A 26746-nucleotide genomic window follows, 5' to 3' on the forward strand; every position below is an offset into this window, starting at 1 on the left:
TCTTTGTTGAGGAGAAGCACGGGGGCAGCGATGAAGATAAATAGCAGAACTATAAATATTTTACTTTTTGCGATATCACTTTCTTTTATTGCTTTTATTACTACGCGCTATGTAGGAAATGAGCATAATATTTATTATTGGGATTCAAACGGCTATTGGAGATTCTGGCAACAGTTTGGGTCTGGCCTATTTTCTGCTCCAGTCAGCACTATGTCAACACTACTGTCATCGATTAAAAATGATGATTACAATCTCCTTCCTGTTGCTATAACCTCTGTTTTTTATATAGTTGGTGGTGAAAGTAGGTTGGTATACATATTGTCTTTATCGATTGTGTACTTATTCCCAGTCACCCTCTTATTTTATATACTAATAAATCAGTTTTCTGAAGAGAAGTCTGTTTGGTGGAAGGGTATATTGCTTGTTTTGCCAGCCACATTTGTCGCTTTCTGGGCTCCAACACTTAGGGGTTACCCTGATATATGTGGCCTAGTATTTATTTTATTTGCGGTAATATATTCAAGTAAAGCAGATCTCTCAGGCAAACTAGATCTCAAGAAAGCAATAATTCTTGGCTTGTTATTATGGGCGCCATTTCTCTTAAGACGCTGGTATGCTTACACAATCGTCTCTCTCTACATTTCTCTGCCATTATTAAACTATTATCTTTATAAGACTAACGGGCATAGTCTCAAGAGAATATTTAAAATTGCTGTGTTCTTTTTCGTTTCAGGGATGTCATCAGTACTGCTTTCTGTAATACTGCAATGGAACCTACTCAAAAGAATAGCAAGTACCGATTACTCATTCATTTACTCAGCTTATCAGTCAAGCGTTGAGTTATCAATTAATAATGTAATACACGACATAGGATTATATCTGCTACCTATGTTTTTACTCTCAATCTGCTTGTCGTTTTTCACTAGAAAAACCCAAAAAGATTACTTGGTTATATTTTCAGCCTTTAATCTTATTTTCAGTTTTTTCATTTTCACAAGAACTCAGTCACCCGGAGTGCATCACTGTCTTCCATTCGCATTGTGGGCGCTGATAGTTTCTACGTTTGGGTTGCAATATATATTCTCAAAGCTATCAAATAACGCATCCAAAATAACTTTCATAGGGTTTATAACTATCGTTTGCCTTGTTGTTAATCAGCAATCTCTATTTGATAAAAATGATAACTTTATAACCAACTTGCTCCCTATAAAATACCTTCCAATGCGTGTTGACAATTATAATAATTATCTGCGCCTATCATCAGATATTCAAGGAATGCTGCACGGGGATGATAAACTGACAGTTTTATCATCAAGTAGTGTTCTAAACGATAACATGTTAGACACCCTGTCCAATCAAAAACTAAGTAACTTCATTGCAGGAATTTCTCAAGTTGATCTTAGGGACGGTTTAAATGTTCCATCGCTAATGTCTAAATACTTCATTGTCGCCGATCCGGTTCAAACACACTTAAATCCTTCTGGGCAACAAGTTATAACAATTCCAGCAGATCAGTTACTGCGCAACGAGGGAATTGGCAAGGCTTTTAAAAGAATAGGTCAAGGATATCCTCTTGAGCGAGGCGTCACTGCATATATTTATGAGAGGATGAGGCCATATACTTATGATGAGATGATGTCTTTTATTTCGAAATACTACGTGAGTTACCCACAATGGAAGGGTATATATGATACCGACCTATTCATACCATATGCCACAGGATTAATTTCTCTTGGAGATATCTGGGGTAAGCTAAGCATTGATGACGACGGAACTATTTATGCCCACCCTGGCGAAACACGTCCTACTACAATTAATTGGACTTTGAATGGCGTCAAAGCATTTGATATTTCATCAATAAAAAATACATGTCAAGCCGCAGATGGCGTTGATGTGACAATTTCAGATCTATCAGGCCACGAGGTTTCTACCCATGTTGAAAACAATCATTCAGCAACGATTGACCTTAGTAAATTCAATAACGTTCCTATATCAATGAGCATTGGTAAACATGGAAATCCCTCATGTGATTCCATTAGGATAGTAGGAAAAAAATAGTACTCAAGTCCAACTTAACCCTTGAACTGAAAGGTTCAAGGGTCTCCTTCTCTTACTGATCTGGAGCAGAAGGCCAAGATATGTTTTCCTGCACATTAGTATTAGTCCTACTTAATAGTACCTTGTAGGTTTTCCATGTCTTTAGCATGGCAATCTCATCATCGGTTGCCATTTCAAGATCAACCGCATCTTGCAGTACTGATACCCTATCTATCGCCACTGTAATTAACTCGGCTTTCTTCGCGGTGTTTACTGCTACTTTCTCCGCATTTAGTTTTGTCTGGATTTCTTCTGGGGTCTTTGCTGGCGGAGCGACAAGAGTACCATTCACATACGAATATCCCGGCCCGACTGATGCCCAATCCTCGTCAGATAATGCTATTAGCCCAGATGCTTTCTGGTAGGCTAATTCAACATCGCTAAATTGATCCCCGTCCTCTGGGTTTATGATAAACATTCCATTTACCAATCAGCTCGAGTCCACAGTAATAAATTTCATAACACATTTACCTTATAAGAGAGCAATTAAGTTAACATTAGTTCCTGCTGTGTTTGGATTGAACACACTACAGGCTGTTACCGAAACTGCAGAAACCCACATGGCACTTGGGACAGCGGAAGCGGGAGTGACAGCCGTAATAGTAATTTGTGGCTGAGAGATAAATGCGAGTGGGAATGTCCACGTTACTGTTGAGTTTGCTGGTACTGAAATAGTAAACCGGAAAATTTGCAGGCCATTAGGGAATTTATAACAACTGCCATTCCCGTTGTTTCCTCCCGGAAACTGACCGAGGTTAAGCTTGGTGAGATAGCCGAGCACACATTTGATGAAACTTGCCTGCGCTGGCTGACGGAAAAGGAACATAAGCGATCGCTGGACGATGACCGGGCGAAGATTGAATTCTTCCTGGGTCATTTGTCCGGCAAGCCACTATCCAGCATTACTGAGGATAAGGTGATGAAAGCGGTGGCAAGGATGCCTGACAGGAAGCACAAGCAGATATGGGAATCGCGCAGGGATGCAGCTCTGAGGAAAGGCAAGCCAGTTCCTCAGTACAAAGAGAAGCTGATTTCAGCGGCCACGCGCAGCCAATACCTTTCATTCATTCGCGGATTATTTCGGATCGCCGCCGATGAATGGAAGTGGCTAAGCAAGGCACCTGTCATCAAGACGAGAAAGCCAATCTCCCGCCGAGTCAAATGGCTGACACGCGAAGCAGATAGACGCTATTTTTGGGTTTTTTGTCCCAAATCTGTCCCATTCGCAAATTTCGAAGGGAACGACTGACAGCTAAGTGGTTGTTTTTGAAACCCTACAGGATTCGAATACATCAAGTATTGATATGTTTTATATGGATAAAATCGTGTTCGATAAAATTTGTACCAACATTTATACCAACAGATAAATTTGTCAGAAAATACAGCCCATTATCGCTGGGCCAACATGCCCGGATAATGTTTGGCAATGATATCATTCATTCTCTGAGTCAGCTCAGGCCGCTTAAAAGTCAGATGAGCGGTTCCCTTCTGAAAGTAACGAATGCTGAAGAACTCCTCTTCGTAAACGTCCTTAGCCGGATTATCCTGGATATGCTCCATCAATCGGGTAGAGATATCACCCCGGTTGTCAGGGATGGGTTTGCCATCCAGCAGAAACAGCATTCTCTCCAGGTCTGCCAGTTGATCCCGTCGCCAACCCCAGTTAAGGCTAAAGCCCCAGCGATTATGAGTAACGAGATTGTTGATGATGATCTTCTTCCCAAAGCTGCACGGACTATTAGTTTTGTAATCCCATGACAATCCCTTAAAGACGTTGATAATCCCGCGCTCAAATACCTCATCTTTGCTCTGATGTAGCTGCTCAAAGGTACTGAGTATGTTGGTTTCACTGATGGCAGGAATATTCTCATCCTCAAGACTTTTGTTCCACTGGTCCCTTGCCTGAGCGTCCATCAAACTGAGCATTCCCGATTTCTTCATCAAATCTCGCCATATACCGCGATCAAGATTGCAGGTGATCACTTTCATCGCCGTTTCTGTTTTCTCCATAAGCCAGCAGCCGCAGCGAAAGTCTTGTCGCATGGCCCAGTCTCTTGCAATTCCACCGCCAATGCTGCTGGTGGTTGCCGAGATGCCTTCAAGCTGGCAGATAAGGGCTTCAGTCTGTGCCAGTGCTGCGTTACGTCTGGAAACGATGCGCTCAATATTGGTCGAGCATATAAGCTCAGTATGGTCAGTTAATACTTCGGGTTCTGTCTGCATAATGTGTTTTCCATGCATAAAAGCAAACACGCCAACCGGGCATAGCTGGCGCATTATGCGGCGGGTAGAAATAAGAGAAAGTTCGGGGGTGGAAATCAGGAAATGGGCTCTGAGAATTTAAGTATTCATCAGCCCGATTGCTCGTCTGGCTCGAAGAATATCGGTAAAATTAATAAACGGTGACGGCTCATCAAAGGAGAAACTACTGCGATCAATACGTAAAAGGCCATAGCGTTCGACCACAAAATTCACGGCATCTTTCAGCAAAATGCCGGATTCAATATGTTCCTGTATTACGAATTCGTAGCAGAAGGGAGTGTCATTGAGCGTCAGGCCGTAATGGTGCTCAAACAGATGCGTCAGGAGTTGTTTCCAGACAGCTGCGGGTGACGGGCCAAGCTGAGCCTCCCGCGTCGGAGATACGGGTAAAGTTTGCATGGTTATTATCTCGTAATGTGAAAGGAAAGGGACTGTGAAGGCGTTGAGGTAACCTAAGGATAAACTTTTGGGGTTTATGCCGTTACTGAAGGTGTCGGATAAATAGTGATGTAGACGTAGCCGTGCGACCCGAGGGCGTCGGCTTCGCAGGTCAGGCCATTGTGGCTCAGCGTGATGCTCCGCTGGTAGCGAGGATCAAGCTCACCGGAGAGTAATGCCAGTTCCAGTTGTTTCATTATTAGTGGGAAAGCCTGATCCAGATATCGGGCCCCTTCCTCGCTGAATACACCGCAAAAACCAGCACGATCAGCCAGAAAATGCAGGCGTTGGCCTTCCTGTACCAGTCTTGCGCCAAAACACGGCGTGATGTCGTGCCGAAGCCCCCATTGCAGACAGGCGGTAGTGTCCTTCGGTGGGATAGTTTTGGATGGAGTAGGTTTCATTTCAGTATTCCTTTAGTCATAGAGGAAAACACGCTATTCCTGACAGTCGATAAAACGCTCGCAGTAAAGCGCGCCACCGTCCGCGATGATGGCGCAGGGCCAACGGTTTCCCTCAGCTAACCGGCTGCACAACGACAAACTGCCAGGGTAATGGATGAGGTAATAGCATTCGGTACAGAGATCGTCATCGGTAACCGGGCGACCGTAGGGTCTTTCTCTGTCGGACAAAGCTTCTATTTTTGGCATCTCTTACAACCAACCACGTTCGGCAAAAGAAACCACTTCCTTACCTCCGACAACGAAGTGATCCAGCACCCGCACCTCCACCAGAGTAAGCGCGTTAACTGTCCGCTGAGTAACCTGCCGATCTGCCTCGCTGGGTTCTGCATAGCCAGAGGGATGGTTGTGTGCCAGGACCACGGCAGCGGCATTGTGGCGAAGTGCTGCTTTGACAATTTCACGGGGAGGTACTTCGGAGCTGTTGATACTGCCGCTAAACAGCGTTTCGCACTCGAGCAGGCGGTGTTGGTTGTCCAGAAACAGCACCATAAACATCTCACGTTCAAGCCCTGCCATTTTCAAACGTAACCAGTCACGGGTGGCATGGGTTGAGGTAAATGATGCACCCGGTTCGCACAAGTGCTGCTCCAACAAGGCCAGTGCCTGTTTTATAGTCAGCTGCGCTGAAAGTGGTAGTGCGGACGGAAACAAAGCCAGTTGCTTCTCCATGGTAAAAATCCTCAGTCGATAATGTGCATGATGCCGCTGCATTCAGGATGGCTAAGGGCGTAGTCCCGCAGACGTTAATAATGTTCCGTCATGGCATCACACTCGGTACGGCAGGCGTGGTGGCTGTACATCATGAGACAGGCGACAACTCCCGCCGCCTCACGGCTAACGGTGGCCCCGTTGCCGTTGAGTTCATTAAACAATACATAGTCCTGCTCAGTGTCTGGCACCGTAAAGGCACCGCCATTGGACAGGGTATAAAATGCCCAGCAGTCACCGTGGTATTCTGCACATAGTCGGTCAAGCCAGGCGAAAATACGGGCTCCAGCGTTATCCACTGCGGGATACTACCAAAGTGCTCCGGCCAGAAATGAATACGCGCACTATCAGCAACGGGCGTGGGCTGAAGCGCTGTCGTAGTTGTCGCGTCATTATTGTTGTGAGAGTTGTATTCAGCAGACATGATGAATCTCCTTTTTAGTCAATGGGTGAAAGGGTTGGGTCAGGCAGAATGTGGTGGTTTTGTATTCCCGACAGAAACGTCACTACTTATCGAAAAAGGTCAGCATGTTCTCGGCCATCACCCACAACGCGCGGTTCAGTTTTACATCGCCATCAATGCCCTTTACGGCCCTACTGCAGGTGCGTTTACCGGTGGCCGTTCGAGCGTCTAGCCCACCCTTACTCAAATTCTCCTGAAGACGATTGAAAACTGTCCACAGGTCATCGCGGCTATCCTCATGACGACGTGGCGTAAGCAACCGCGACACGGTCACCGGCTGGTGCTCTTCGCCAAACCGGTAGCGTAGTGCAGCATTGGCGATAGCCTGCCGTGCCGGGGCCGGCAATATCAACGACTGCATCGCATCACGCTTCTCCTCCACCCGGTCAAATATCCCCAGTACCTCGTAAGCTTCCTCAATCACTTTCTCCACCACGTTGCCCCGATGTGGCACGCGCACTTCGCCAAACGACTGGCCGCAAATTAGCCCATTTTGGCAAACTGACCTAAAGAGTCCTTGCAGCATCTGGTACGAGCTGGAGCCGTCGTGGGAATTAAGGAGGATAATTTCCGGCACCTGATGACCGGTGATTTGCCCGGTACGCCTCAGGCGAAGCATGTGCTTGGTATGCTCGCGCTTGCTTTGGTCACGGACTTTCGTCTGGCAGGCGAAGAAGGGTTCAAAGCCTTCGAGCTGCAGGTTGTCGAGCAGGGTAATGGTGGGAATACAGGTATAGCGGTCGCTGCGTGATTCATGTTTATCTTCACTGAAGATGCTGGGTACATAGTGTGCCAGTTCATAACGTATCAGCGGACGGTCACGGGGTACAAGATTGGCGGATCCAAAGCGGCTGGCTAATCGCATGGTTAACTCCCTATCGGGTAGAAAAAGAAAAGGGCTGCTCCTCCCGAAGGAGGAACAGCCCTGTAAGTGCAGTAATGTATGACCGGCTAAGTATTTACCGGTGAAAATTTGGGACCCATTTTATCCAGAATGCGATAAAGCTGTTATTTCCAGTTAAAGGTAAAAGCGCCTTTACTTGTTTGTACGCTCAGCTCAAGAGGGCGACACTGCGTGAAGCTGCTGTTACTAGGAGTGGTAAAGGACAGTGTCTGACCGTAACCCAGGCGCTTATTCACATTCTGTCCCCTCCCCGACATTGAAATCAGGCAGTTACCCCGGTTCAGGGTGATTGATTTGATAGTGATGTCATTTTCAAGGCTGGTCAGCGTCAGTTGCCAGACTGGAAAATTAACTTTCGGGAGATAAGTTTCCTGTGCATTGACAGACAGCGGTGCATTATCCGCCAGCGCAGGAAGCGCGACGGCAAGTAGCATGGTGGTAAGCAGGGTTTTAAACATCATTAAAATTCCTTATTAACAACGGTTTGTATCCTGGCACACAGGCCAGATGTAGCATCAGAAGCCATCGGCCTGGGCGATACCGTCATCCGCCAATGCGTGGCTGATGTTGTTCACCACCGTATGAGAATCGAGCTTTATCTCTGCCAGCAGTTTTCCGGTGTCCGGAGCGCCCTTAAATACATAAAGTGAAGCTACTGGCTCTCCCTCATCGTTTGTTCCGACGGATACCTGGTAGCGGGTTTCTCCGTTTCGCACAATAAATTCCTGAATACTGATGACCTGATTACTCTGGTAAGCGTAAGTGGTGCTGGCCGCTGGAACAGTGATATCCATCTCTTTATTTGTTGCGCCGGTTTTACCGAAGGAATAAGAAACGTACGGGGTATTAATGCAGATTTCGACTTCTTTATTATGGTTGAGCGTCTGCGCATAAAAGACCGGCTTTGCACAGCGCTGACCTTCAGCCTGGGCAGCGTTCATACATGACAGCAACAGCCCGGTACTTAACAGCAGAACGCTGGCGATACTTTTTAAGTGATCTGTCATTTTCATTCCCCCAGTTCGGGTAATACGACATAAATATCCCTGCCCCTAACTTCAATGGTCATTGGCTCCTTGTTACCGGTGTTCATCAGTGCCTGAGCCCGATAAAAACGCCCGCTGACCTCTTCCTTTAAATCCGTTACGCGAATACAGCGTTCATCAATGCCTTCATGTTGCATGATCTGGCTAACAGTAGAACAGGCGCTCTTTGCAAGTTGTTCGGTACCCGACTGCTTTTTAAAATGATTACCGGCCACGGCTGACAAAACGGTGCAAATCAGCCAAACCTGTAACAAACGCCAAGGTTTCCCCTGACGCTCGTCCCGTTGTCGAAGATAAACCATCGGTAATAGGAAATATAAAAATGAAGGTGCGAGTTTTTCTTGCTTCATCAAGCTGAGTCGGTCCAGCAGCACCCAAATAAGGGAAAACACCATATACAGGCCAAGGGCAATCTCTTTAGGGCAGAAAATGGCGAAGGGTACCCAGAGTATTGGAAGGCCAATGGACAAACACCAGGCGTAGGTGTCTTGCTTGAGAAACGGATAAGGTTTCAACATAGAAATATTCCTTTATTAATAATAAATTAGAAAGTTTTGGGATTGAACAACCCCCCCAGAGGGGGATCGTATCGGGATGCAATGAGGAGGGATAATCGTTAATAAAGATCAATTAGCCGAGACCGATCGTTCAAACCTATCGGCAAAATCGATCGTTAGTGCTAAATTGATAGCCAAAATCTATGCGTTATCTGTATTCGATCGGCGAAACAGATCGAACGCATGTCAGGTTGTCGGGCATACGTTAAAAGAAGCGATGCCAGAGCAACTTGGCCAGAGAGATCAGTCGGTAGCGGACCTGTTTTAACCACTTTCTTAAAATATGTGACTCAAGCAGGGCCTCCACGTTTTCGTCAAAGATGTTAACTACAACGCGGGTGAAGCCTTCCTGTGCCGTAGTGGTAACCTTCTCCGTCCGATACTCAGGCTCAAGATGACGGGTCACAGCACTGATGGCTTTGTCGGGTAAAGCGGTGATTAGGGCTTCGACCCACCGAGGTATATTGAAACCTTCAGAGGCAGAAACCGCCAAGACAGGATGAACGGGAGAAAACACGGTATTCACCTGAGTCACCTTCTCCTGCAGGTTCTGCATCTGCCGCAGAGAAGGTTGGTGGGCTGTAGCATCCCATTCCCGGCAAGGCTCGATTTTATCGGCCTGGTTGATAGCGAACAGAAAGCGGGCGGGATCTGTGCCCTGAGAAACCAACTGCCGGTAACATCGGATATCATCATTCCATGCGCGGTCATCGGCTTTCAGCACCCAGACGATCAGGTCCAGCCTATTCAACCAGTGTTGGTACAAATGGGCATACATCTTATCAAGCGTTGGTGTTTCACCAATCCCAGGAAAATCAACAATGTTAAGTGCATACAGACCATCAGAGGTTTTGTACTGTTGAGCAAGATGGGTACATCCTTTCACTGCATCGACGCTTGCAGGAGGAGAGCTAAAGAGCGTATTGCACAGGCTGGATTTGCCTGCACCGGTTTTGCCCATCAGTCCGATGTAGGGTTCATAAGAGATGGCACGACTGAAATGATGCTGTATCTCACGTACTGTATCTGCTGGCAGACGGGAGAGTATCCTCGCCAGCGGCATATCTGCCGGATGTTCGTTGTTCATCAATATCACCTGTGATAATAATTCAATCTGGTTATCACAGAGATGATATTGGTCTGTGGATTTTTATAACTAAACCGGCTCAGCCTATACCTGATCCGAAATGCCTTTCCTTCTGACTAGTATTCATTGATTTGAGTTTCACTCTTCCCTTGTTGAAGTCGACATTAACCCCCTGAATACAGAATCCACCTGCAGGTATTCTGTCATATGGAAATTCTTTTGAAGTTACACGTACAGGAATGAAAAATGCGCCAATTTTGTCTCGGGGATCTATTTCGGCTATTTTACATAACCCTTTAAACCTTCCATTCTGAGCTTTTAAAACCTCCTCGTATTTAAAATATTTTATCCCCTCAAAATCATACTTCCCGTCCAACCGTCCCCATTCAGACCGGCTGACATTAATAATTATACATGTAGCTCTAAAAATCCCTTTATAATTCTCACCTGGTAAAACGTCATCGTTATAATAGCAGTCCACCTCTGTTTTCAGGATAACTGAGAAGCTGTATTCATCGGTTTTATCATCTGATATTTTAAATCTTCGCATGTCCAAAGCAAAATCAGAAGCGATTGCATTATCAATAGCATCCATCAGGCTTTTTAATTTTAGTCTATTATCCGCCGTTTTATTTCTCTTTTCACCGATAGAGATGAATGACGAAAAAGAAACCTGGCCACTGAAATCAATTCTCTTCCCAACCGTAAACTGGGGATACAGTTTGATTACCTCTGTTTCATCTACAGTAGTATTAATGATATCCAAGTTCTCTCTTTCTCTGCTAACTAACGCATAAAGGTAATGCGATGCACTTTTCTTTCCATTAGGCTTCGTTGCCTTTCCCCTGAGAAACTGCTCTGTATCCTCATCAGAATAGTACATCGTCGCCTTGTATTTATAACCCATCTTCTCCGTCTCCTATCATGACCACCGCATCAAAAGTAAAACCACCTGATAACCGCTTTCCGGCACTCAGCCATCCATCTTACATTCCTGGCAGGCAGTCGCATCAACACGTGATTGCAACCTACTTTTATATGTAATTAAAAATTAAAGTAGGTTATAAAAGTGACCTACTTTTGTTTTATTTAATGTTTATCATAATGATGCTAAAAATGAGATATCCCTGCCCGTAACAGCAACTCCCTGTCTTCACTCTCCGCCATCTGCATTGCCTATTTTCAACTTCAGCCCAACCATACCTTTGTAATGATGCTGAACAGGCAGAGTGAACATTGCGTAATCATTATTTTTTTACGCGACCTTCCCATCCTCTGAGGAAGGCTGCAACACAACACTGAGAACAGTCATTCCTCCTTTCACTTTTCACGTAAAGGGGATTCCACCATGAACACATCACCCACTCTGCTGAATGATCAGCTTGTTGATATGGCATTCATAACTACCTACACCAACTGCAGCGATAAATGGTTCTACAAACTCATCAGCGAAGGACAGTTCCCGAAACCTATCAAACTGGGGCGCAGCTCCCGCTGGCTTACGAGTGAAGTGGAAGCCTGGGTGCAGCAGCGTATAACTGACTCGCGTGGTCACTGAAGCATGTTGGTAAAAAAGAAAGGCTGTACCATCACCAGTGAGGTCTAGCAGAAGCCCAAAATGGATTAAGCAGGAGTGGTTTCATGAGAGCTCCCGGTCTTTCAGAAAACAATGCTTTCTTTTAAGTTCTGAATTGATAACCCTGGAGTAAAATTTAAGCACAATAAATATATCCAACCGCTACCTGCAAGGCACTATAAAGTAATTTCATCCTATTCCCATACAGTATATATATTACATACATGGATAAGCATACACAATAAAATATACAGCAAGACATATGAATATGGATTGCTAAATATATAGAACCAACCAGTTAAGGAGTGAATAAAATAAACGAAATCATATTAATTTTGTCACCGAGGATATTACACAGCACATTAGAAAAACACTTTTGGAATATAATTAATGGAAGGTATAGATATCATTAATAATAACAGCATAGTTTACACCTCATGATATCCATTAAGTTATGATGACCACCAATAACTAAACCCACCTCTGTTCTGCATCGCATAGATTCAACTGACAAAAGCATTCACTGTCAAGTTTCTCATTATCGACCGTTGACACATACCTTACAGCACCATGCCTTTCTACTTAATGTCACTTTAACCCTCATTCGTGCCTCCATCGCTGCCATTTACTCTGGCAGGGCCTGCGCACGATTGAAATATGCCCCAGGAGTAATCTTCATGACCAACAGTAAATTTGGCCCCCTAAACTCTGACTATATGAGTCGTATTACTGAAATCATCAGCAAAGCAACAAAAGCCCACGCCAGAACATCCGTTTTCACCTTCGTACTCAGACTGCCTGAGTACCGCGATACAGGTGACAGTATTGCCTGCACCCCTAATCTGAAGACCGGTTTAATGGAACGCTTCACAGGGGCGCTGAGGGCGCGTATAGCAGCCCATCAGCAACGACGTAAACGGGAAAAGTCTCAGGTATGTCCAACGGACCTGAGATACGTCTGGGTACGTGAGGTAGGGAGCAGCCGTAAATCTCACTATCACGCAGCGATATTCGTTAACAAAGATACTTTCAATGGTTTAGGGGATTATTCGAAGGAAGACCATAACCTGGGGAGCTATATCAGCGAGGCCTGGCTAAGTGCATTAGGCCTACTCGACTTTCCTGAGTACCGAACGCTGGTTTCCTTCAACAACACGCCACATTATCTGGAGAGTCTTCGGGTGGACCGCTTTGGACAACAGTACCTGGGATTACGACGCCACCTGAGCTACTTTGCTAAAGAACACACCAAGGCCTACAGCAAGGAAGACCGTTCATTTGGGGGGAGTGTCAGATAACATAGACACATCCCCGCCGTGTGTATTAAGACCATCATTACTTTTATTTTTTACACGACCGTCCATCCCCTGAGGAGGCTGCAATACCGTCCTGAAGACAGTCATTTCTCCTTTAACCAACTGACTTAAAGGAGATGTAATCATGAACATCACCCCACCCTGCTAAACGATCAGCTCATTGATATAACCTTTATCACCACCTACACGGTCATGCCCGACAAGGGGTTCTATAAACTTATGCAGGACGGTATCTTCCCCAAGCCCATCGAACTGGACTGCAGCTCTCGCTGGCTACAGAGCGAAGTGGAAAGCTGGATGCAACAGCGTATTACACAATCGCGTCAATAACCGACTACTCCATCAGTGACCGATAAGATCGGCCTTGACTCAACATTCAATAACCAGCTAGACCGAGAAAAACATTCCAATTTTGTGGCAAACTTACCAAGCATAGATACTGTTAAAGGGCGCTACTCGACACCAACACTGCGGCAAGCTAGTTCACCACTGATTTTGGTACAAACCGCCAATTCCACTATTTATAATGATGCTACTCACGATCGACCTATTGCCTTACCCATCGGTAATGACACCAAACATGCATCTATTTTGGCCAAAGGCAATAAAGTCAGGCTGGTTCTATGAGATAATCCCGGTCAATATCATTTTGCAAACATTGTCGGAAGCCCACGTCGTAATTGACCTAGGATGGTTTTTTCGCTCTTCAGAGCTTAGTTTCCAATTCATGGGAATCCGATTGTTTTTCATAAGAAAAAGAGAACGCATTTACATGGCTAAATCTCCAACCAAGAAAGCTGGCAAAGGCTTCGAAGAGACCCTTTGGGATACTGCCAACCAACTGCGTGGCAGCGTGGAATCCTCCGAATACAAGCACGTAGTGTTGAGCTTAGTATTCCTGAAATTTATCAGCGATAAGTTCGAAGCCAAGCGTAAGCAGTTGATTGACAACGGCCAGGAAGCCTTTATCGATATGGATGTTTTCTATCAGCAGGACAACGTCTTCTTCCTGCCACCAGAAGCCCGCTGGTCTTATGTCAAAGCCCGCGCGAAGCAAGATGACATCGCAGTGATTATCGATACGGCCCTTTCTACTATAGAGAAACGCAATGCGTCTTTGACTGGTGCCCTGCCGGATAACTACTTCTCCCGTCAGGGGTTAGAGGTGAAAAGGCTCGCTTCTCTCATCGATAGTATTGAGAACATCGACACTCTCGCCAACGAAAGTGATCTGACGGAAGAGGACCTCGTAGGCCGCGTCTACGAGTACTTCCTTGGCAAGTTTGCCGCCAGCGAAGGTAAAGGCGGTGGTGAATTCTACACCCCTAAAGCAGTGGTGACCTTGCTTGCTGAAATGCTCGAACCCTATCAAGGCAAGATCTATGACCCATGCTGTGGCTCTGGCGGTATGTTTGTGCAGTCCCTCAAATTTATCGAGAGTCATAAGGGTAAAAGCAGGGACATCGCCATTTACGGCCAAGAGCTCACTAGCACTACCTACAAGTTAGCCAAGATGAACCTGGCAGTACGCGGTCTTTCCGGCAATCTGGGAGAGCGTGCTGCTGATACCTTCTTTGCCGATCAGCACCCGGACCTCAAGGCCGATTTTATCATGGCCAATCCACCGTTTAACCTGAAGGACTGGCGCAACGAAGCGGAGCTCACCAACGATCCACGTTTTGCTGGTTTTCGCACTCCGCCTACCGGCAACGCTAACTATGCCTGGATCTTGCATATGCTTTCCAAGCTGAGTGAAGACGGCACTGCGGGCTTTGTGCTGGCCAATGGCTCTATGAGCTCGAATAGCAGCGGTGAAGGCGAGATCCGTCAAAAGCTGATTGAAGATGACCGTATCGAATGCATGATTGCCTTGCCGGGACAGCTGTTTTTCACCACCCAGATCCCGGTTTGCCTATGGTTTATCAGCAAAAGCAAAAAAGCCAATCCTCAATACGGCTACCGCGATCGTCGCGGTGAGACTCTGTTTATCGATGCCCGCAATCTTGGCACTATGGTGAGCCGTACCCAAAAAGAGCTGACTAAAGAAGATATCGCCACCATCGCTGATACCTTCCACGCCTGGCGCAGCAGCGAGAGCGAACTCAAACGCCGCATTAAGGCCAAGGAGATCGGTGCCGAGCAATATCAGGATCAGGCCGGTTTCTGCAAGGTTGCGACTCTTGATGATATGAAGGCCAACGACTTTGTGTTGACTCCAGGTCGCTATGTTGGAGCTGCTGATATTGAGGATGATGGGATTGCTTTTGAAACCAAGATGCAGGAGCTGACTCGGGCCCTCTATCAACAATTGGATGAAGCTACAGAGCTGGATCAGGCAATTCGTTCCAATATGGAGGCGCTGGGGTATGGGAAATAAAACAACATTAATGACTCTTGGCGATGTTTGTTACATAACTGATGGCGCCCATGCAAAAGTTGAGCGACAAGTATCCGGTATTATGTATTTAACGTCGAAAAATATTGGTGACGGAAAATTAAAACTTGATAATTTTGATTTTATCTCTGAATCAAGTTTTTCAAAGCTATTTACGAATACAAAAAAAGCACAAAGGAAGTTACAAGCTGGCGATGTGCTGATGGGAATCATAGGGACATTCGGGAATTGTTATTTATACAAGGAAACGGATTACTTTGGGATTTCAAGTTCCGTTGCAATACTGCGTCCGGCCCAAAGTAAATTGCTGCCAGAGTATCTGTATTACTACATATCAAGTGCCTCGTTCAAAAAAATCTTAGAGAAATTTAAAGGTGGTTCAGTTCAAGGCTATACAAATATTGCAACTATTAAAGCTTTACCGATTCCCATACCTTCACTTGAAACACAAAAAGTAATTATTGCTAATCTTACGCCACTAGACAAAAAAATAACTCTCAATTGCCAAGTCAATAAGACCCTAGAAAATATGGCACAAACCCTGTTTAAATCCTGGTTTGTAGACTTCGATCCCGTGGTTGATAACGCGCTGGATGCAGGCTTTTTCGAGCAGGATTTAGAGTTCCCTGATGAGTTGCTGCGCCGTGTTGAGGCCCGCAAAGCTGCGCGCGAAAGTGCCGACTTCAAACCATTGCCGGAGGATATCCGCCAGCTATTCCCTGCTGCTTTTGAGGAATGCTCGGAGCCTTCACTTGGTTTAGGTGGTTGGGTGCCGAAGGTGTGGGAATCATTGCCAGTAGGCTCATTGATAGATTTGATTGGTGGTGGTACGCCTAAAACGTCTGAACATAGCTATTGGGGTGGGGATATACCTTGGTTTTCAGTAGTTGATGCTCCGAATGATAGTGATGTATTTGTACTGAGTACCGAAAAAAAAATCACAGATTTAGGCGTTAAAAACTCATCAACTAAAGTTTTGAGAATAGGTACAACTATTATAAGTGCTAGAGGTACTGTTGGTAAATGTGCCCTAGTTGCTACACCTATGGCTATGAATCAATCTTGTTATGGTGTTATCGGTACAAATGGAATCCATGATTATTTCATTTACTATCTTATCCGCCAGTCAGTATCCCAACTGCAACAAAGAAGCCATGGTTCTGTTTTTAGTACAATTACTAGAGATACTTTTAATTCTTTCAAATTCGCGTTTTCTGGAGAGTTAATAGCTAATGCATTTGGAGAAACTATATCCCCTTGGTTTGAAAAAATACGGGCCAATAACCAACAAAGGTATATGTTGGCGAATCTTCGCGACATTCTGCTACCTAAGCTAATCTCCGGTGAGCTGCGCCTTAGCGATAGTGAGGCCGACACCGCAGACGAAGTATTGGCATAAATCATCTGACCGCCGCACGGTTTATTTATGGTGAGGCGGTTATTACTTGATCGGCCATACCGACCACAACACGAATAAGAAGCCATTGCCATGAGCCATATTTTCACGGAAGCGAAGCTGGAACAGGCCATTATCTCCCTACTGGGGCAGCACTCGAATGCGGAGGGCCAAGCCTGTTACCCTCATTTTGTGGGTGGCAATGTGCCGCGCAAAGAAAAAAGTGAGGTGCTGATTACCGATGACCTGCGCCAGTATTTAGCCAACCAGTATCAGGCAGAGGGGATCACGGAAGGGGAGATTTCTCACATCCTCCATCAGTTGCAGACGCTTCCTGCCAGCGACCTCTACCAGAGCAATAAAACCTTCTGCCACTGGCTCAGCAACGGCTTTTTACTTAAACGTGAAGATCGTAATAAGAAAGACCTCTATATCGAGCTGATGGATACCCGCAGCTTGTCAGGGCAGTTAGCCAGCTTATTTACAGGGCATAGCGAAGAGATTGCCGAGGTGGGCAATAATATCTACCGGTTGGTTAATCAACTGGAGATAGAAGGCCAGACCCGTGACGGCGGGCTGCAACTGCGCATCCCCGATGGCATCTTGTATGTGAACGGCCTGCCGCTGGTAGTCTTCGAGTTTAAATCAGCGGTACGGGAAGAAGAGGCCACCACCTATGACGCTTGGCGCCAACTTTGTGTGCGCTACAAGCGCGATATTCCTAAGCTATTCGTCTATAACGCGCTGTGTATTCTCAGCGACGGGGTGAACAATAAGCTGGGAAACCTGTTTGCCCCTTACGAGTTCTACTACGCTTGGCGCAAGGTGAACGGTAATGAATCCACCGAGCAAGATGGTATCAACGGCCTCTACACTCTGATCCAAGGGTTATTTCATCCGGTTCGTCTGCTGGACGTGTTAAAGAACTTCGTTTTCTTCCCAGACACCAGCAAACAGGAAGTGAAGATCTGCTGTCGCTATCCGCAGTATTACGCCGCCCGCAAGCTTTACTACAACATTAAAAAAGAGCGCAAGCAGATAGCGGCCAACGACGAGAATATCGGTGGCACCGGTAAAGGGGGAACCTACTTTGGTGCCACGGGCTGCGGCAAGAGCTACACCATGCAGTTCTTGGCCCGCCTGCTGATGAAGAGCGTCGATTTTGCCAGCCCGACCATTGTTCTGATTACCGACCGTACCGATCTCGATGAGCAGCTCGCCAAGCAATTCTGCAATGCTACCGCTTTTATCGGCGATGCGGTGATTGAGCCGGTCACCAGCCGTCAGGATCTGCGAGACAAGTTGGCTGGATGCGCGAGCGGCGGGGTATTCCTGACCACCATCCACAAGTTTACTGAAGATATTCAACTGCTCTCCAATCGCAGCAATATCATCTGTATTTCTGACGAAGCCCACCGCAGCCAGATCAACCTCGACCTAAAGATCAGCATCGATGCTGAAAGCGGAACGGTGAAAAAGACCTACGGCTTTGCTAAGTATCTACACGACTCGCTGCCTAACGCGACCTATGTTGGCTTTACCGGCACCCCTATCGACGCCACTCTGGATGTGTTCGGCCCTACCATCGATAGCTACACTATGACCGAATCGGTTAACGATGAAATCACGGTGCGGATTGTCTACGAAGGGCGAGCTGCCAAAGTGGTGCTTGATAACAGTAAGCTGGAAGAGATCGAGCAGTACTACCAAGAATGCGAAAAACTGGGTGCCAGTGAACACCAGATTGAAGAGAGCAAGAAAACTACGGCCAATATGAACTCCATCCTGGGCGATCCGGATCGCATCGAGGCATTGGCCAAGGATTTCGCCCAGCATTACGAAAAACGGGTGACGGAAGGTTCGACCATCAAAGGCAAGGCGATGTTTGTTTGTGCCAGCCGCGAGATTGCCTACGATTTCTATAAGAGACTGAAACTTCAGCGCCCCGAGTGGTTCGAGGCGAAACAGGCTATCGATGGTGTCACTCTGACCGAGCAAGAGAAAAATGAATTGATGAGTCTTCCTCTGGTCAATATGGTCATGACCCGAGGCCAAGATGATGATGAGGCCATGTATAACTTGCTCGGTACTAAGGAGTACCGCCGTGAGCTAGACAAACAGTTCAAGAACCCTAAGTCCAACTTCAAAATTGCCATTGTGGTGGACATGTGGCTGACCGGTTTTGACGTGCCCGAACTTGATACCATTTACATCGATAAGCCGCTGCAAAAGCACAATCTGATTCAAACGATCTCGCGAGTAAACCGCCGCTTTGAGGGCAAAGAGAAGGGCTTGGTAGTCGATTACATTGGCATCAAAAGTCGAATGAATATGGCTTTAGCGATGTACTCGAAGGCTGATAAATCCAACTTTGAAGATATCCAACAGTCGCTGATTGAGGTGCGTAATCACCTACACCTGCTTGCTCAGGTGTTTCATAATTTCGATAGCCGCGGTTACTTCTCTGGCACACCGACGCTACAGCTGGAATGCCTTAACCGGGCCGCCGAGTTTGCCCTGCAGACCAAGAAGATTGAGCTGCGTTTTATGGGATTGGTGAAACGCCTGAAAGCCGCCTATGACGTTTGCGTGGGTAGTGAAGAGATCACTCAGGATGAGCGTGAGCGCATTCATTTCTATCTGGCCGTGCGTTCTATTGTCTACAAACTGACTAAGGGCGATGCGCCGGATACCGCGCAGATGAACCAGAAAGTGCGTGAGATGATTGCCGAGGCGCTCAAGGCTGAAGGGGTAGAAGAGATCTTCACCTTAGGCGAAGATAAAGCCGAGACTATCGACATCTTTGACGACGAGTACATGGCTCGTATCGGCAAGATCAAGTTACCTAATACCCGAATGCAGCTGCTGCAAAAGATGCTGGCAAAAGCCATTAGCGATTTCCAAAAGGTGAACCAGCTGCAAGGCATTAATTTCTCCAAGCGTTTTCAGGCATTGGTTGAACAGTACAACCAGCGCAAAGAGAACGATGTGCTCAACGGTGAAGAGTTCGACACATTCACTCAGCAGATGGCCGACATGATCTACGATATTAAGACCGAGATGATGTCGTTTGCTGATATCGGCATCGACATGGAAGAGAAGGCCTTTCTCGATATCCTTGTGCATATGTGCGAGAAGTATGATTTTACCTATGACAAAGATAAGATGTTGGAATTAGCCAAGGATATGAAGGTGATTGTCGACGACAGCGCCCAGTATCCCGATTGGAGCAACCGCGATGACATTAAGGCCAAGCTGAAGGTAGATCTTATCTTGCTATTACACCGCTATGGTTTCCCACCGGTAGCCAACGATGCAGTCTACAAGAGCGTGCTAGAGCAGGCGGAGAACTTCAAGAAGTACCTTCATAGCTGATTTATCAAATTGAGGATTGGCATGAAGTTTGACTTATAACTGATTGCCGCTTCAGACAATAAAAATAATTTATATTCAATAAATTATAAAACCTCTGAAATAAGGGCATAAGGTCGATGGACATAAAAAAAGTGGGTGGAGCTGGACTTCACGCAAGTGAGCTTAGGGCAATCAGTAAAATGGAGCAGCAGTTTCAAAGCAGCTGGCACGGATTTGCGGGGTTGGTTGCGTCGGATGCTCAAGGGCCAATGGAAATCGACTGCCTTATAATTACTCATGACCGACTGCTTTTGGTCGAGCTGAAAGAGTGGAATGGTATAATCGAATATGACAATGGGATGTGGATCCAGAATGGCCAAAACCGTGGCAAAAGCCCTTTTGCTATCAAACGAGAGCATGCCCTACGCCTACAGAAGCTACTTGATAGAGAGTTGTCACACAACCTCGGTTATTGGCTCACCGTAGAGGCCCATGTTGTACTATGCGGAAACGCTACTCCAGAAAATCTTCCCCTCATAGAAAGGCCTTTCGTTCACTCACTGGATGAGTTTCTTGCTATTCGAGCTCCTGAAAAGTATGACACTCTCGTCGCCAATAAAAAACTGGCCGGATTCTTCAACTCAACCGGGAAAGCAAGGCCAAACTCTGAAAAATCCCTGCAGATCATCTACAAATTTATCGAAGGCCCAAAGATTCAGAAAAAAGAGCTTGTTGTTGGTAACTTTCAGGCTCACACGAATAAATCTTGGTTTGCTCACCGAAACTCAATCTACAAGGAATACTTGGCTCAAGACCGGTCAATGCCCTCAGCGAAGGGACTGATCCGCCGCTGGGACTTCAATCAATTAGGTACCCTGCATGCCTTACAATCGACCTGGGCTGATATTGCCCTCCGTGAAAACCGGATAGGCAAATTCATTCGCGATAACAGCAATATGCGTGATTACCTGCTTAGGTACGTCAACGACGTTTCCATCGATGACGTCACGGAGGATTTCTGTGAGTTATATGAATTGCCTCGAAATACCGAGCGCTTGGATGAAGTCATCGCTAGTGATTCTGCAGCCTGGTCAAGGGAGCAACGGATGGATCGCGTACGAGCGCTTTTGGCCCCGTTTGCTGACTTACATGCGTTGAACATTGCTCATCGTGATGTTGACCCACACAACCTCTGGTATGCCAACAATCACGATAGTATTCTGGCATCTGGCTTTGGCGCCGCATTTTTTCCCGAAACTGGAACAGTGGCCGAACATCGAAAATTGCTTCAAAGTTCACCAGTCGCATTGCCCGAAGATGCTATGTGTGAAGGTGACATCATTGATGCTTTTCGTATTGATGTCTTCCTACTGGCCTCAGTGGCTTATCAGATCTGCTTCAATCAGAAGCTTGAGCAAGTGGATGGAGTCCCCGAATGGACCATTCCCGTAAACGATCCTTTCGATGGCCTACTGAACTCTTGGTTTGAAAAAGCTCTCTCTTGGGATGCAGTTGAACGCTTTGAAGGTGCTCCTAGCATGCTGACAGAGTTCAACTCCCTCACCGGAACGTGCCCTGCAGAAGATAAGGACTCCCAACAGATCTTTGAGCAATTGATGCACAGCCCCCACCGACGCCAAGATCTCACACCATACTTAATACTACAGGCCTTTCCCCCTTCACCAGATAAGCTTCAGGATGCATTCAAGGCCTTAGCCAGCGGGAGCAGCAAGAAGGCTTTCTTGGCTCATAAAGATAACCAGGAAATGCTTGTGAAGTTGTGGGACAACGTTCAGGTCTCTCGAAATCAACCCGGCTCCAACCGTCGAATACTACAGTTTCTGAAACGTCTGGAACAGTTCCAGGACGCCACTTTAGCAACTCCAAAGATCGTGGACTTCGGTTTAATGAATCCTCAGGGGCTGTTTGTCGCTACAGAATATGTGGAAGGTGAAACTTGGCCAAGTTATCTATTGGATCTTACATTGTCTCAAGAAGACAAGCGGGATCTTGCAATTAATCTGGTTAGTACCGTAATTGATTTTCACGAAAAGCGATTTGCCCATGGAGATCTACATCCAGAGAATATTCTTGTGAAAGACTGCAATGCCGAGAAAATCATGCTTGTAGACGTGCTCGATTACGGTAGTGAAACGGAGGCGTTTAATACTGAGTATGGGCCATCAAACCCTGCCATAACTGATGCCTATGGTCGTGACCGATGTGCCGTCTTCAAGATCGTCGAAGAGCTTTTCGCAGGAGAATTGCCACCGAAAGTTCAAGAGGAATTCATTAGAGCTCGTGACAATCAAACTCAAATCCCAGTCTCTCTTACCCCATTGCTCAATGCACTGCATACAGCCCTAGAGCCAGAACAGTCAGAACAGTCAGAACAAGCAGAGATTGAAAAAAAAGAGCCTATTTTGTTGAGCTGGAGAGCTAACAGCTTTCCGACAGCGCCCACACTTTTGGACACAATCGACGGCGGTTACTATTTCAACTGCAAATGGGTTAATAGCCGAGTCCACGGCCCTACTAAAGAACTTGCTTGTTTTATTACGGGTAATACAGCTTATCTACAAGTAAACCTAGATGTTGAAGCACGTAAAATAACCAAAGTCCGACACACAGCTTCTATTCCACTGAGTGATGTAGTCAGCGCCCAACGGCGTTCTGTTGGGCGACTATCCCGGCCTATTGCTCTGCAAAATGGCCCTCTAGATGAGCAGTGCACTCTGGTTGATGCAATTCTAAGCATGGAGGCTGTGATTGATGCCATTATTGAGCAATTCAGTCTTTCCGAGGAAGTTTATGACGTTCCTTTGACGGATGAAGAGCGCTTGGAGTTGTCCCCAGATAAATTATGGAAAGCGTTGGCTGATACGGAAGGGCAACTTCGCCAAAGCTTTCAAATTGAATCTAACGTTGAGGAAAAAGTCAGCGATAGTGGATACCCGATGTACCCCTATTTGTGCCTCGATGGACGGGATCTGCAGATCGATGCAGATGAGACCTACTATATCTATCAGCATAAGTCAGATGAAAAGCTTGGTGAGCTCTTGATCAACGAGACGACCGGTAGCTATATGGCGATACAGCCGGTTAACCATTGGGCTAGTAAGCAGTTTATACCCGGAAAATCACTTCAACTAGAATCCATTCGCAGCAAATCATCAAGGGATCTGAGACTTAAGGCTCTGAACCGGGTTATGACGAAAAAGTCGGTCATACCCAACTTGGCTGACTATTTTGATACCAGACAAAAACCAGCCCTGAGAGAAATGGCGGATCGTCCGACAGTTCAGAAACTGCGGGAGTTGTACGATGTTCCAGGACAGGAAACAAATAATAAACAACTTGAAGCATTTCAGTTCTTAGTAGGACAAGGCCCTGTCGGTGTGCTTCAAGGACCGCCAGGTACTGGTAAAACTACTTTTGTCAGTAAATTCATCCACTATCTGTTTGAACATGCCGGTGTGAACAACATCTTACTGGTGGGCCAACAGCACTCAGCGGTGGATAACGTCGCGATAAAGGCGAGAGAGCTTTGCTCTGACAAGGGTCTGGAACTGGATACTATTCGAATTGGGAATGAATCGCTGATCGATGATCGTATGCTGCCTACACATACCCGAGCTTTGCAGCAGAAGATCCGCCACAAGTTTCACCGGGAATATGACATACGGGTTAGCGCCCTCTCCACCCGACTACAGCTACCACATGAGCTGGTTCAAGATGCAACGCGATTACACCGTAGTCTAGCTCCTTTGTTGGTGCAATTAGGACAGTATGAACGTCAGCGAGAAAAGCTGGTGCGCACTGGCGGAGAGTCCAATGAGATCCATGTGAGCCAGTTAGTGGAATTAACGCACCAAAGAAATCAGACGGTGGAAACAATTGAGACAATCGTCCGCCAGCAGTTCAACAGTGCATTTGGCGAGTTGCCAACAAATAGTGAGCTGTTACTAGACAAGCTACTTCAAATCTTGGCTCAGAGCCATGGAGTGAACAACCCCGTCAAGGTGGATCGCCTGCATCGATTGTTATCCCTAAGTCAGGAGTGGCTCGATGTCCTGCGCTCTGGAGAGGCCGGCTATGACCGCTTTATGCTGAAAACCAAACAATTAGCCTGCGGTACACTCGTTGGGGTTGGACGTCGCAGTTTAGAGTTGGATCAGAGCCAATTTGATTGGGTTATTGTCGATGAGGCTGGCCGTGCTCAGGCCAGTGAGTTGATGGTTGCATTGCAAAGTGCAAAACGCGTCTTATTGGTGGGCGATCATAAGCAGTTACCACCATTTTACCAGAATGGGCATATAAAACACGCCAGCAAACTACTCGATGTGAGCAAAGAAGCCTTCGTGGAATCTGATTTCGAGCGGGCCTTCAATGCATGTGGTGGAGTGACTCTGGATACACAATACCGAATGATTGAACCCATAGGCGATCTAGTCTCAGCCTGTTTTTACGCAGATGATATTGGTAAGCTGCACACAGGACGAGGACCAGCCAAGGCATGGTTCGATGAATTACCCGCCCCATGGAACAAGGGGGTTAGCTGGATCGATACAACCTCTGAGCAGGGTGAGAAACAGACTAAACCTGGCTACACCAACCAGCATGAAATAGATTTGTTATTGCATTCGTTGCGAGTGCTAGTAGATGCAGATGCTGTTGAACACCTGCAACGAACGGTCACAAATGAACACCCTCATCCGATCGGTATCATTACCATGTACAGAGCCCAAAAAAATGAGATTGAGACTCAGCTCAATCAAGCTGAGTGGATGGGCCCGCTGCGTCACCTAATCCGGATCGACACCGTCGATTCTTACCAGGGTCAGGAAAACAAGATCATCATTCTTAGCTTAGTGCGGGACAATCCCAACGCCCTGCAGGGCTTTTTGCGGGATACGCCTCGAATCAACGTAGCTATTTCTCGTGCCCAGGAGCGCTTAGTTATCCTTGGGGCTGGCAGGATGTGGCGTAAAGATAACAATGACTCTGCATTGGGCTCAGTGTATGAATACATCACTGAGCGAGCAATACAAGACAATAGCCATTACCAGATGATTACGACTCTTGAATTCAACAAGGAAGGCATACCAGTATGATCTCGCTTTCTACAGATACTAAAGCTCGTGTTGGGAACCGCATCACCATCCTGATTCCCGCCCGAAAATACATCATGAACGTAGCATGGACCGAAGAAAAGCCCATGCCTGCCATTGAGCTATTTGCTTGCCGACTACTTATACTCTTTGAACGGATGTTGCCCCTCGAGCTCCGTGAATTCTTCGGGCTCTCGGAGCGAGAAGAAGAAGAGTTGCTTAATTCATTAGAAGATAAACGCCTAGCCGCATTGGATAACCAAGGTTACCTAGTCCCCAGTCCACTGTTAAAGAGTCAGGTCGGTTATGGTGATGGCGTACCAATGCTGGTTAAATACAACGAGCAGACCGAACATGTAATACTTGACGCTTTCGCTTTGACAGTACGTAAAGAACAGCGGCTGAGTCGGTTGATGTTCGGTCTACCAGAGCTTGCCATGCCCGAATCCGCAAAGGGATTAGGTATGGATAAAATCATTGAAGAATTCGGTCGACAGTTCCGCAGCCATCTAGAAATCACTCGCAACAACGAGCACGAACGTCAACGTACCCAACTTTACAAAGTGATGGGCAGCAGTGCTAGTGATGTACTTCAGCTAGCAGTCGATATTGAGTTCACCTATCAGCAGGCTAAGGGGGAGCCAAAACAGTTGATCCGCTCCACTGAACGGCTGGGCCCTAACCAGAGTCGCCCTCTCAGCAGTAGGCTGGAAGCCCATATCGCAGATTTCCTTGGCTCGAACTACATCGAAGAAAAAGGCACAGATGCGGAAACTTACTGCCAATTAGCTAATGACCACGTGTTGAAAAATTTTGTCAACGGATACCGGGTAGACTACTCACGTTGGATGCTTGCCCGAGATGAGAGCAAGACTGGTTATGGCTCGACTGATACGCGTGGTGTATTTGGACCCTTATATCTACTTGAAAATCGGCGTGATGCATTGCAATGGATTCGTAAAACACTACACGAGCAGGATGAAGTTACAGATCTAAAAGCACTGTGGATGCCGAGCAATGTTCCATTTTGGGGGGCCAACTCAGAAGACATAGATCGCTTTGTTCAGGATCTCAAAAGCATTCTTGAGCAGAAAGATAGCGATGCAAAAGTATCCCTAATTCATCAAGGTGGACACTGGGATGTACGACAGTACCTGAAGAATATATTCCCATGTGGTTTGTCGACCCCGTTAGCCCTCGATCGACTCGAGTTGTTTGTAATTCCCGACATTTTTGGCCTGATTCAGTACCATGGTCAACCTAATACCGATAGCGGGGTGAGTTTGCCTATTGGGTACATGACCAAAGACCCGGACCGGATTAAGCACTTGGAATTATTGTTTAAATCTAGAGTCGGCGACTTCAGCAATTTGAATTGTACTTGGGCCTCTTCCAAAGGGACAAATTCCCCAGACAAAATCCAAGATTTGCTACCACAAAACTGGCTAACCATTCCCATATCTCGGCCTGCTACCAGGCCTATTCTTAGCTTGAATCGCTGATATCAAAGTCAGTTGCCATTAATGGTAACTGACTTTTTTGGTGATAGGGTACCCATGCAACGCAAGATAT

20 protein-coding genes and 2 pseudogenes are annotated in these 26746 nt (G+C 46.4%); 10 read left to right on the plus strand and 12 right to left on the minus strand.

Features of this window, described 5'->3' with window-relative positions; all coding sequences use genetic code 11:
• Window positions 1-2058: hypothetical protein (locus J1782_RS11860; RefSeq protein WP_371819776.1), on the plus strand; the 2058-nt coding region annotated here is incomplete at its 5' end.
• Window positions 2059-2110: 52 nt separating this feature from the next.
• Here the strand turns inward: J1782_RS11860 and J1782_RS11865 are convergent.
• Entirely contained in the window at window positions 2111-2515 is a 405-nt protein-coding gene (locus J1782_RS11865; RefSeq protein WP_217153210.1) for a tail fiber assembly protein, read from the minus strand.
• A gap of 339 nt (window positions 2516-2854) precedes the next feature.
• Between J1782_RS11865 and J1782_RS11870 the strand changes: the two are divergent.
• Window positions 2855-3283: pseudogene (locus J1782_RS11870) on the plus strand (integrase); the annotation flags it as partial.
• A 203-nt stretch (window positions 3284-3486) separates the two neighbouring features.
• Here J1782_RS11870 and J1782_RS11875 read toward each other — a convergent pair.
• The 11 genes and pseudogenes from J1782_RS11875 to J1782_RS11925 form a co-directional block, all read right to left on the minus strand.
• On the minus strand, window positions 3487-4320 hold the full coding sequence (locus tag J1782_RS11875; RefSeq protein WP_038251289.1) for a DUF4942 domain-containing protein: 834 nt from the start codon (window positions 4318-4320) through the stop codon (window positions 3487-3489).
• Between the two features lie 117 nt (window positions 4321-4437).
• Window positions 4438-4758 carry a TA system toxin CbtA family protein gene (locus J1782_RS11880; RefSeq protein ID WP_004720097.1) on the minus strand — a complete coding sequence of 107 codons (321 nt, stop codon included), beginning with the start codon at window positions 4756-4758 and terminating at the stop codon, window positions 4438-4440.
• A gap of 74 nt (window positions 4759-4832) precedes the next feature.
• Window positions 4833-5201, minus strand: coding sequence for a type IV toxin-antitoxin system YeeU family antitoxin (locus J1782_RS11885; RefSeq protein ID WP_217153212.1), 369 nt, complete (start codon window positions 5199-5201; stop codon window positions 4833-4835).
• Between the two features lie 249 nt (window positions 5202-5450).
• Window positions 5451-5930 carry a DNA repair protein RadC gene (gene radC / locus J1782_RS11890; protein WP_217153213.1) on the minus strand — a complete coding sequence of 160 codons (480 nt, stop codon included), beginning with the start codon at window positions 5928-5930 and terminating at the stop codon, window positions 5451-5453.
• A gap of 11 nt (window positions 5931-5941) precedes the next feature.
• Window positions 5942-6393 (minus strand): annotated as a pseudogene (locus J1782_RS11895) (antirestriction protein).
• 82 nt (window positions 6394-6475) lie between these two features.
• Window positions 6476-7297: a DUF932 domain-containing protein gene (locus tag J1782_RS11900; RefSeq protein WP_217153214.1), complete on the minus strand. Its 822-nt coding sequence runs from the start codon at window positions 7295-7297 to the stop codon at window positions 6476-6478.
• Window positions 7298-7440: 143 nt separating this feature from the next.
• A complete protein-coding gene (locus J1782_RS11905; protein WP_217153215.1) occupies window positions 7441-7797 on the minus strand; it encodes a hypothetical protein in 357 nt (118 codons plus the stop codon).
• 54 nt (window positions 7798-7851) lie between these two features.
• A complete protein-coding gene (locus J1782_RS11910) occupies window positions 7852-8343 on the minus strand; it encodes a hypothetical protein (protein WP_217153216.1) in 492 nt (163 codons plus the stop codon).
• Window positions 8344-8345: 2 nt separating this feature from the next.
• Window positions 8346-8900: a hypothetical protein gene (locus tag J1782_RS11915; RefSeq protein WP_217153217.1), complete on the minus strand. Its 555-nt coding sequence runs from the start codon at window positions 8898-8900 to the stop codon at window positions 8346-8348.
• Window positions 8901-9144: 244 nt separating this feature from the next.
• On the minus strand, window positions 9145-10026 hold the full coding sequence (locus J1782_RS11920) for a GTPase family protein (RefSeq protein ID WP_254303062.1): 882 nt from the start codon (window positions 10024-10026) through the stop codon (window positions 9145-9147).
• Between the two features lie 79 nt (window positions 10027-10105).
• Window positions 10106-10909: a hypothetical protein gene (locus J1782_RS11925; RefSeq protein ID WP_217153218.1), complete on the minus strand. Its 804-nt coding sequence runs from the start codon at window positions 10907-10909 to the stop codon at window positions 10106-10108.
• 465 nt (window positions 10910-11374) lie between these two features.
• Here J1782_RS11925 and J1782_RS11930 point away from each other — a divergent pair, with 465 nt between their 5' ends.
• The 8 genes from J1782_RS11930 (at window position 11375) to J1782_RS11965 (ending at window position 26676) form a co-directional block, all read left to right on the plus strand.
• On the plus strand, window positions 11375-11584 hold the full coding sequence (locus J1782_RS11930) for an AlpA family transcriptional regulator (RefSeq protein WP_217153219.1): 210 nt from the start codon (window positions 11375-11377) through the stop codon (window positions 11582-11584).
• Between the two features lie 695 nt (window positions 11585-12279).
• Window positions 12280-12900, plus strand: a complete 621-nt coding sequence (locus J1782_RS11935; RefSeq protein ID WP_217153220.1) for an inovirus Gp2 family protein — start codon at window positions 12280-12282, stop codon at window positions 12898-12900.
• 210 nt (window positions 12901-13110) lie between these two features.
• Window positions 13111-13248 (plus strand): AlpA family phage regulatory protein, encoded by a 138-nt coding sequence (locus tag J1782_RS11940; RefSeq protein WP_217153221.1) that lies wholly within the window; start codon window positions 13111-13113, stop codon window positions 13246-13248.
• Window positions 13249-13690: 442 nt separating this feature from the next.
• Window positions 13691-15295, plus strand: a complete 1605-nt coding sequence (locus J1782_RS11945) for a class I SAM-dependent DNA methyltransferase (RefSeq protein ID WP_217153222.1) — start codon at window positions 13691-13693, stop codon at window positions 15293-15295.
• Window positions 15285-16712 (plus strand): restriction endonuclease subunit S, encoded by a 1428-nt coding sequence (locus J1782_RS11950; RefSeq protein WP_254303063.1) that lies wholly within the window; start codon window positions 15285-15287, stop codon window positions 16710-16712. The genes J1782_RS11945 and J1782_RS11950 overlap by 11 nt, the downstream gene beginning before the upstream one ends.
• A 90-nt stretch (window positions 16713-16802) precedes the next feature.
• A complete protein-coding gene (locus tag J1782_RS11955; RefSeq protein ID WP_217153223.1) occupies window positions 16803-20084 on the plus strand; it encodes a type I restriction endonuclease subunit R in 3282 nt (1093 codons plus the stop codon).
• A 116-nt stretch (window positions 20085-20200) separates the two neighbouring features.
• The gene (locus J1782_RS11960; RefSeq protein WP_217153224.1) at window positions 20201-25177 is read left to right on the plus strand and encodes an AAA domain-containing protein; all 4977 of its coding nucleotides are present in this window, start codon (window positions 20201-20203) and stop codon (window positions 25175-25177) included.
• On the plus strand, window positions 25174-26676 hold the full coding sequence (locus J1782_RS11965) for a hypothetical protein (RefSeq protein ID WP_254303064.1): 1503 nt from the start codon (window positions 25174-25176) through the stop codon (window positions 26674-26676). Before J1782_RS11960 ends, J1782_RS11965 begins: the two co-directional genes overlap by 4 nt.
• Window positions 26677-26746 lie beyond the last annotated feature (70 nt).

The organism is Rahnella sp. BCC 1045, from assembly GCF_019049615.1.
Classification (GTDB): Bacteria; Pseudomonadota; Gammaproteobacteria; order Enterobacterales; family Enterobacteriaceae; genus Rahnella; species Rahnella contaminans.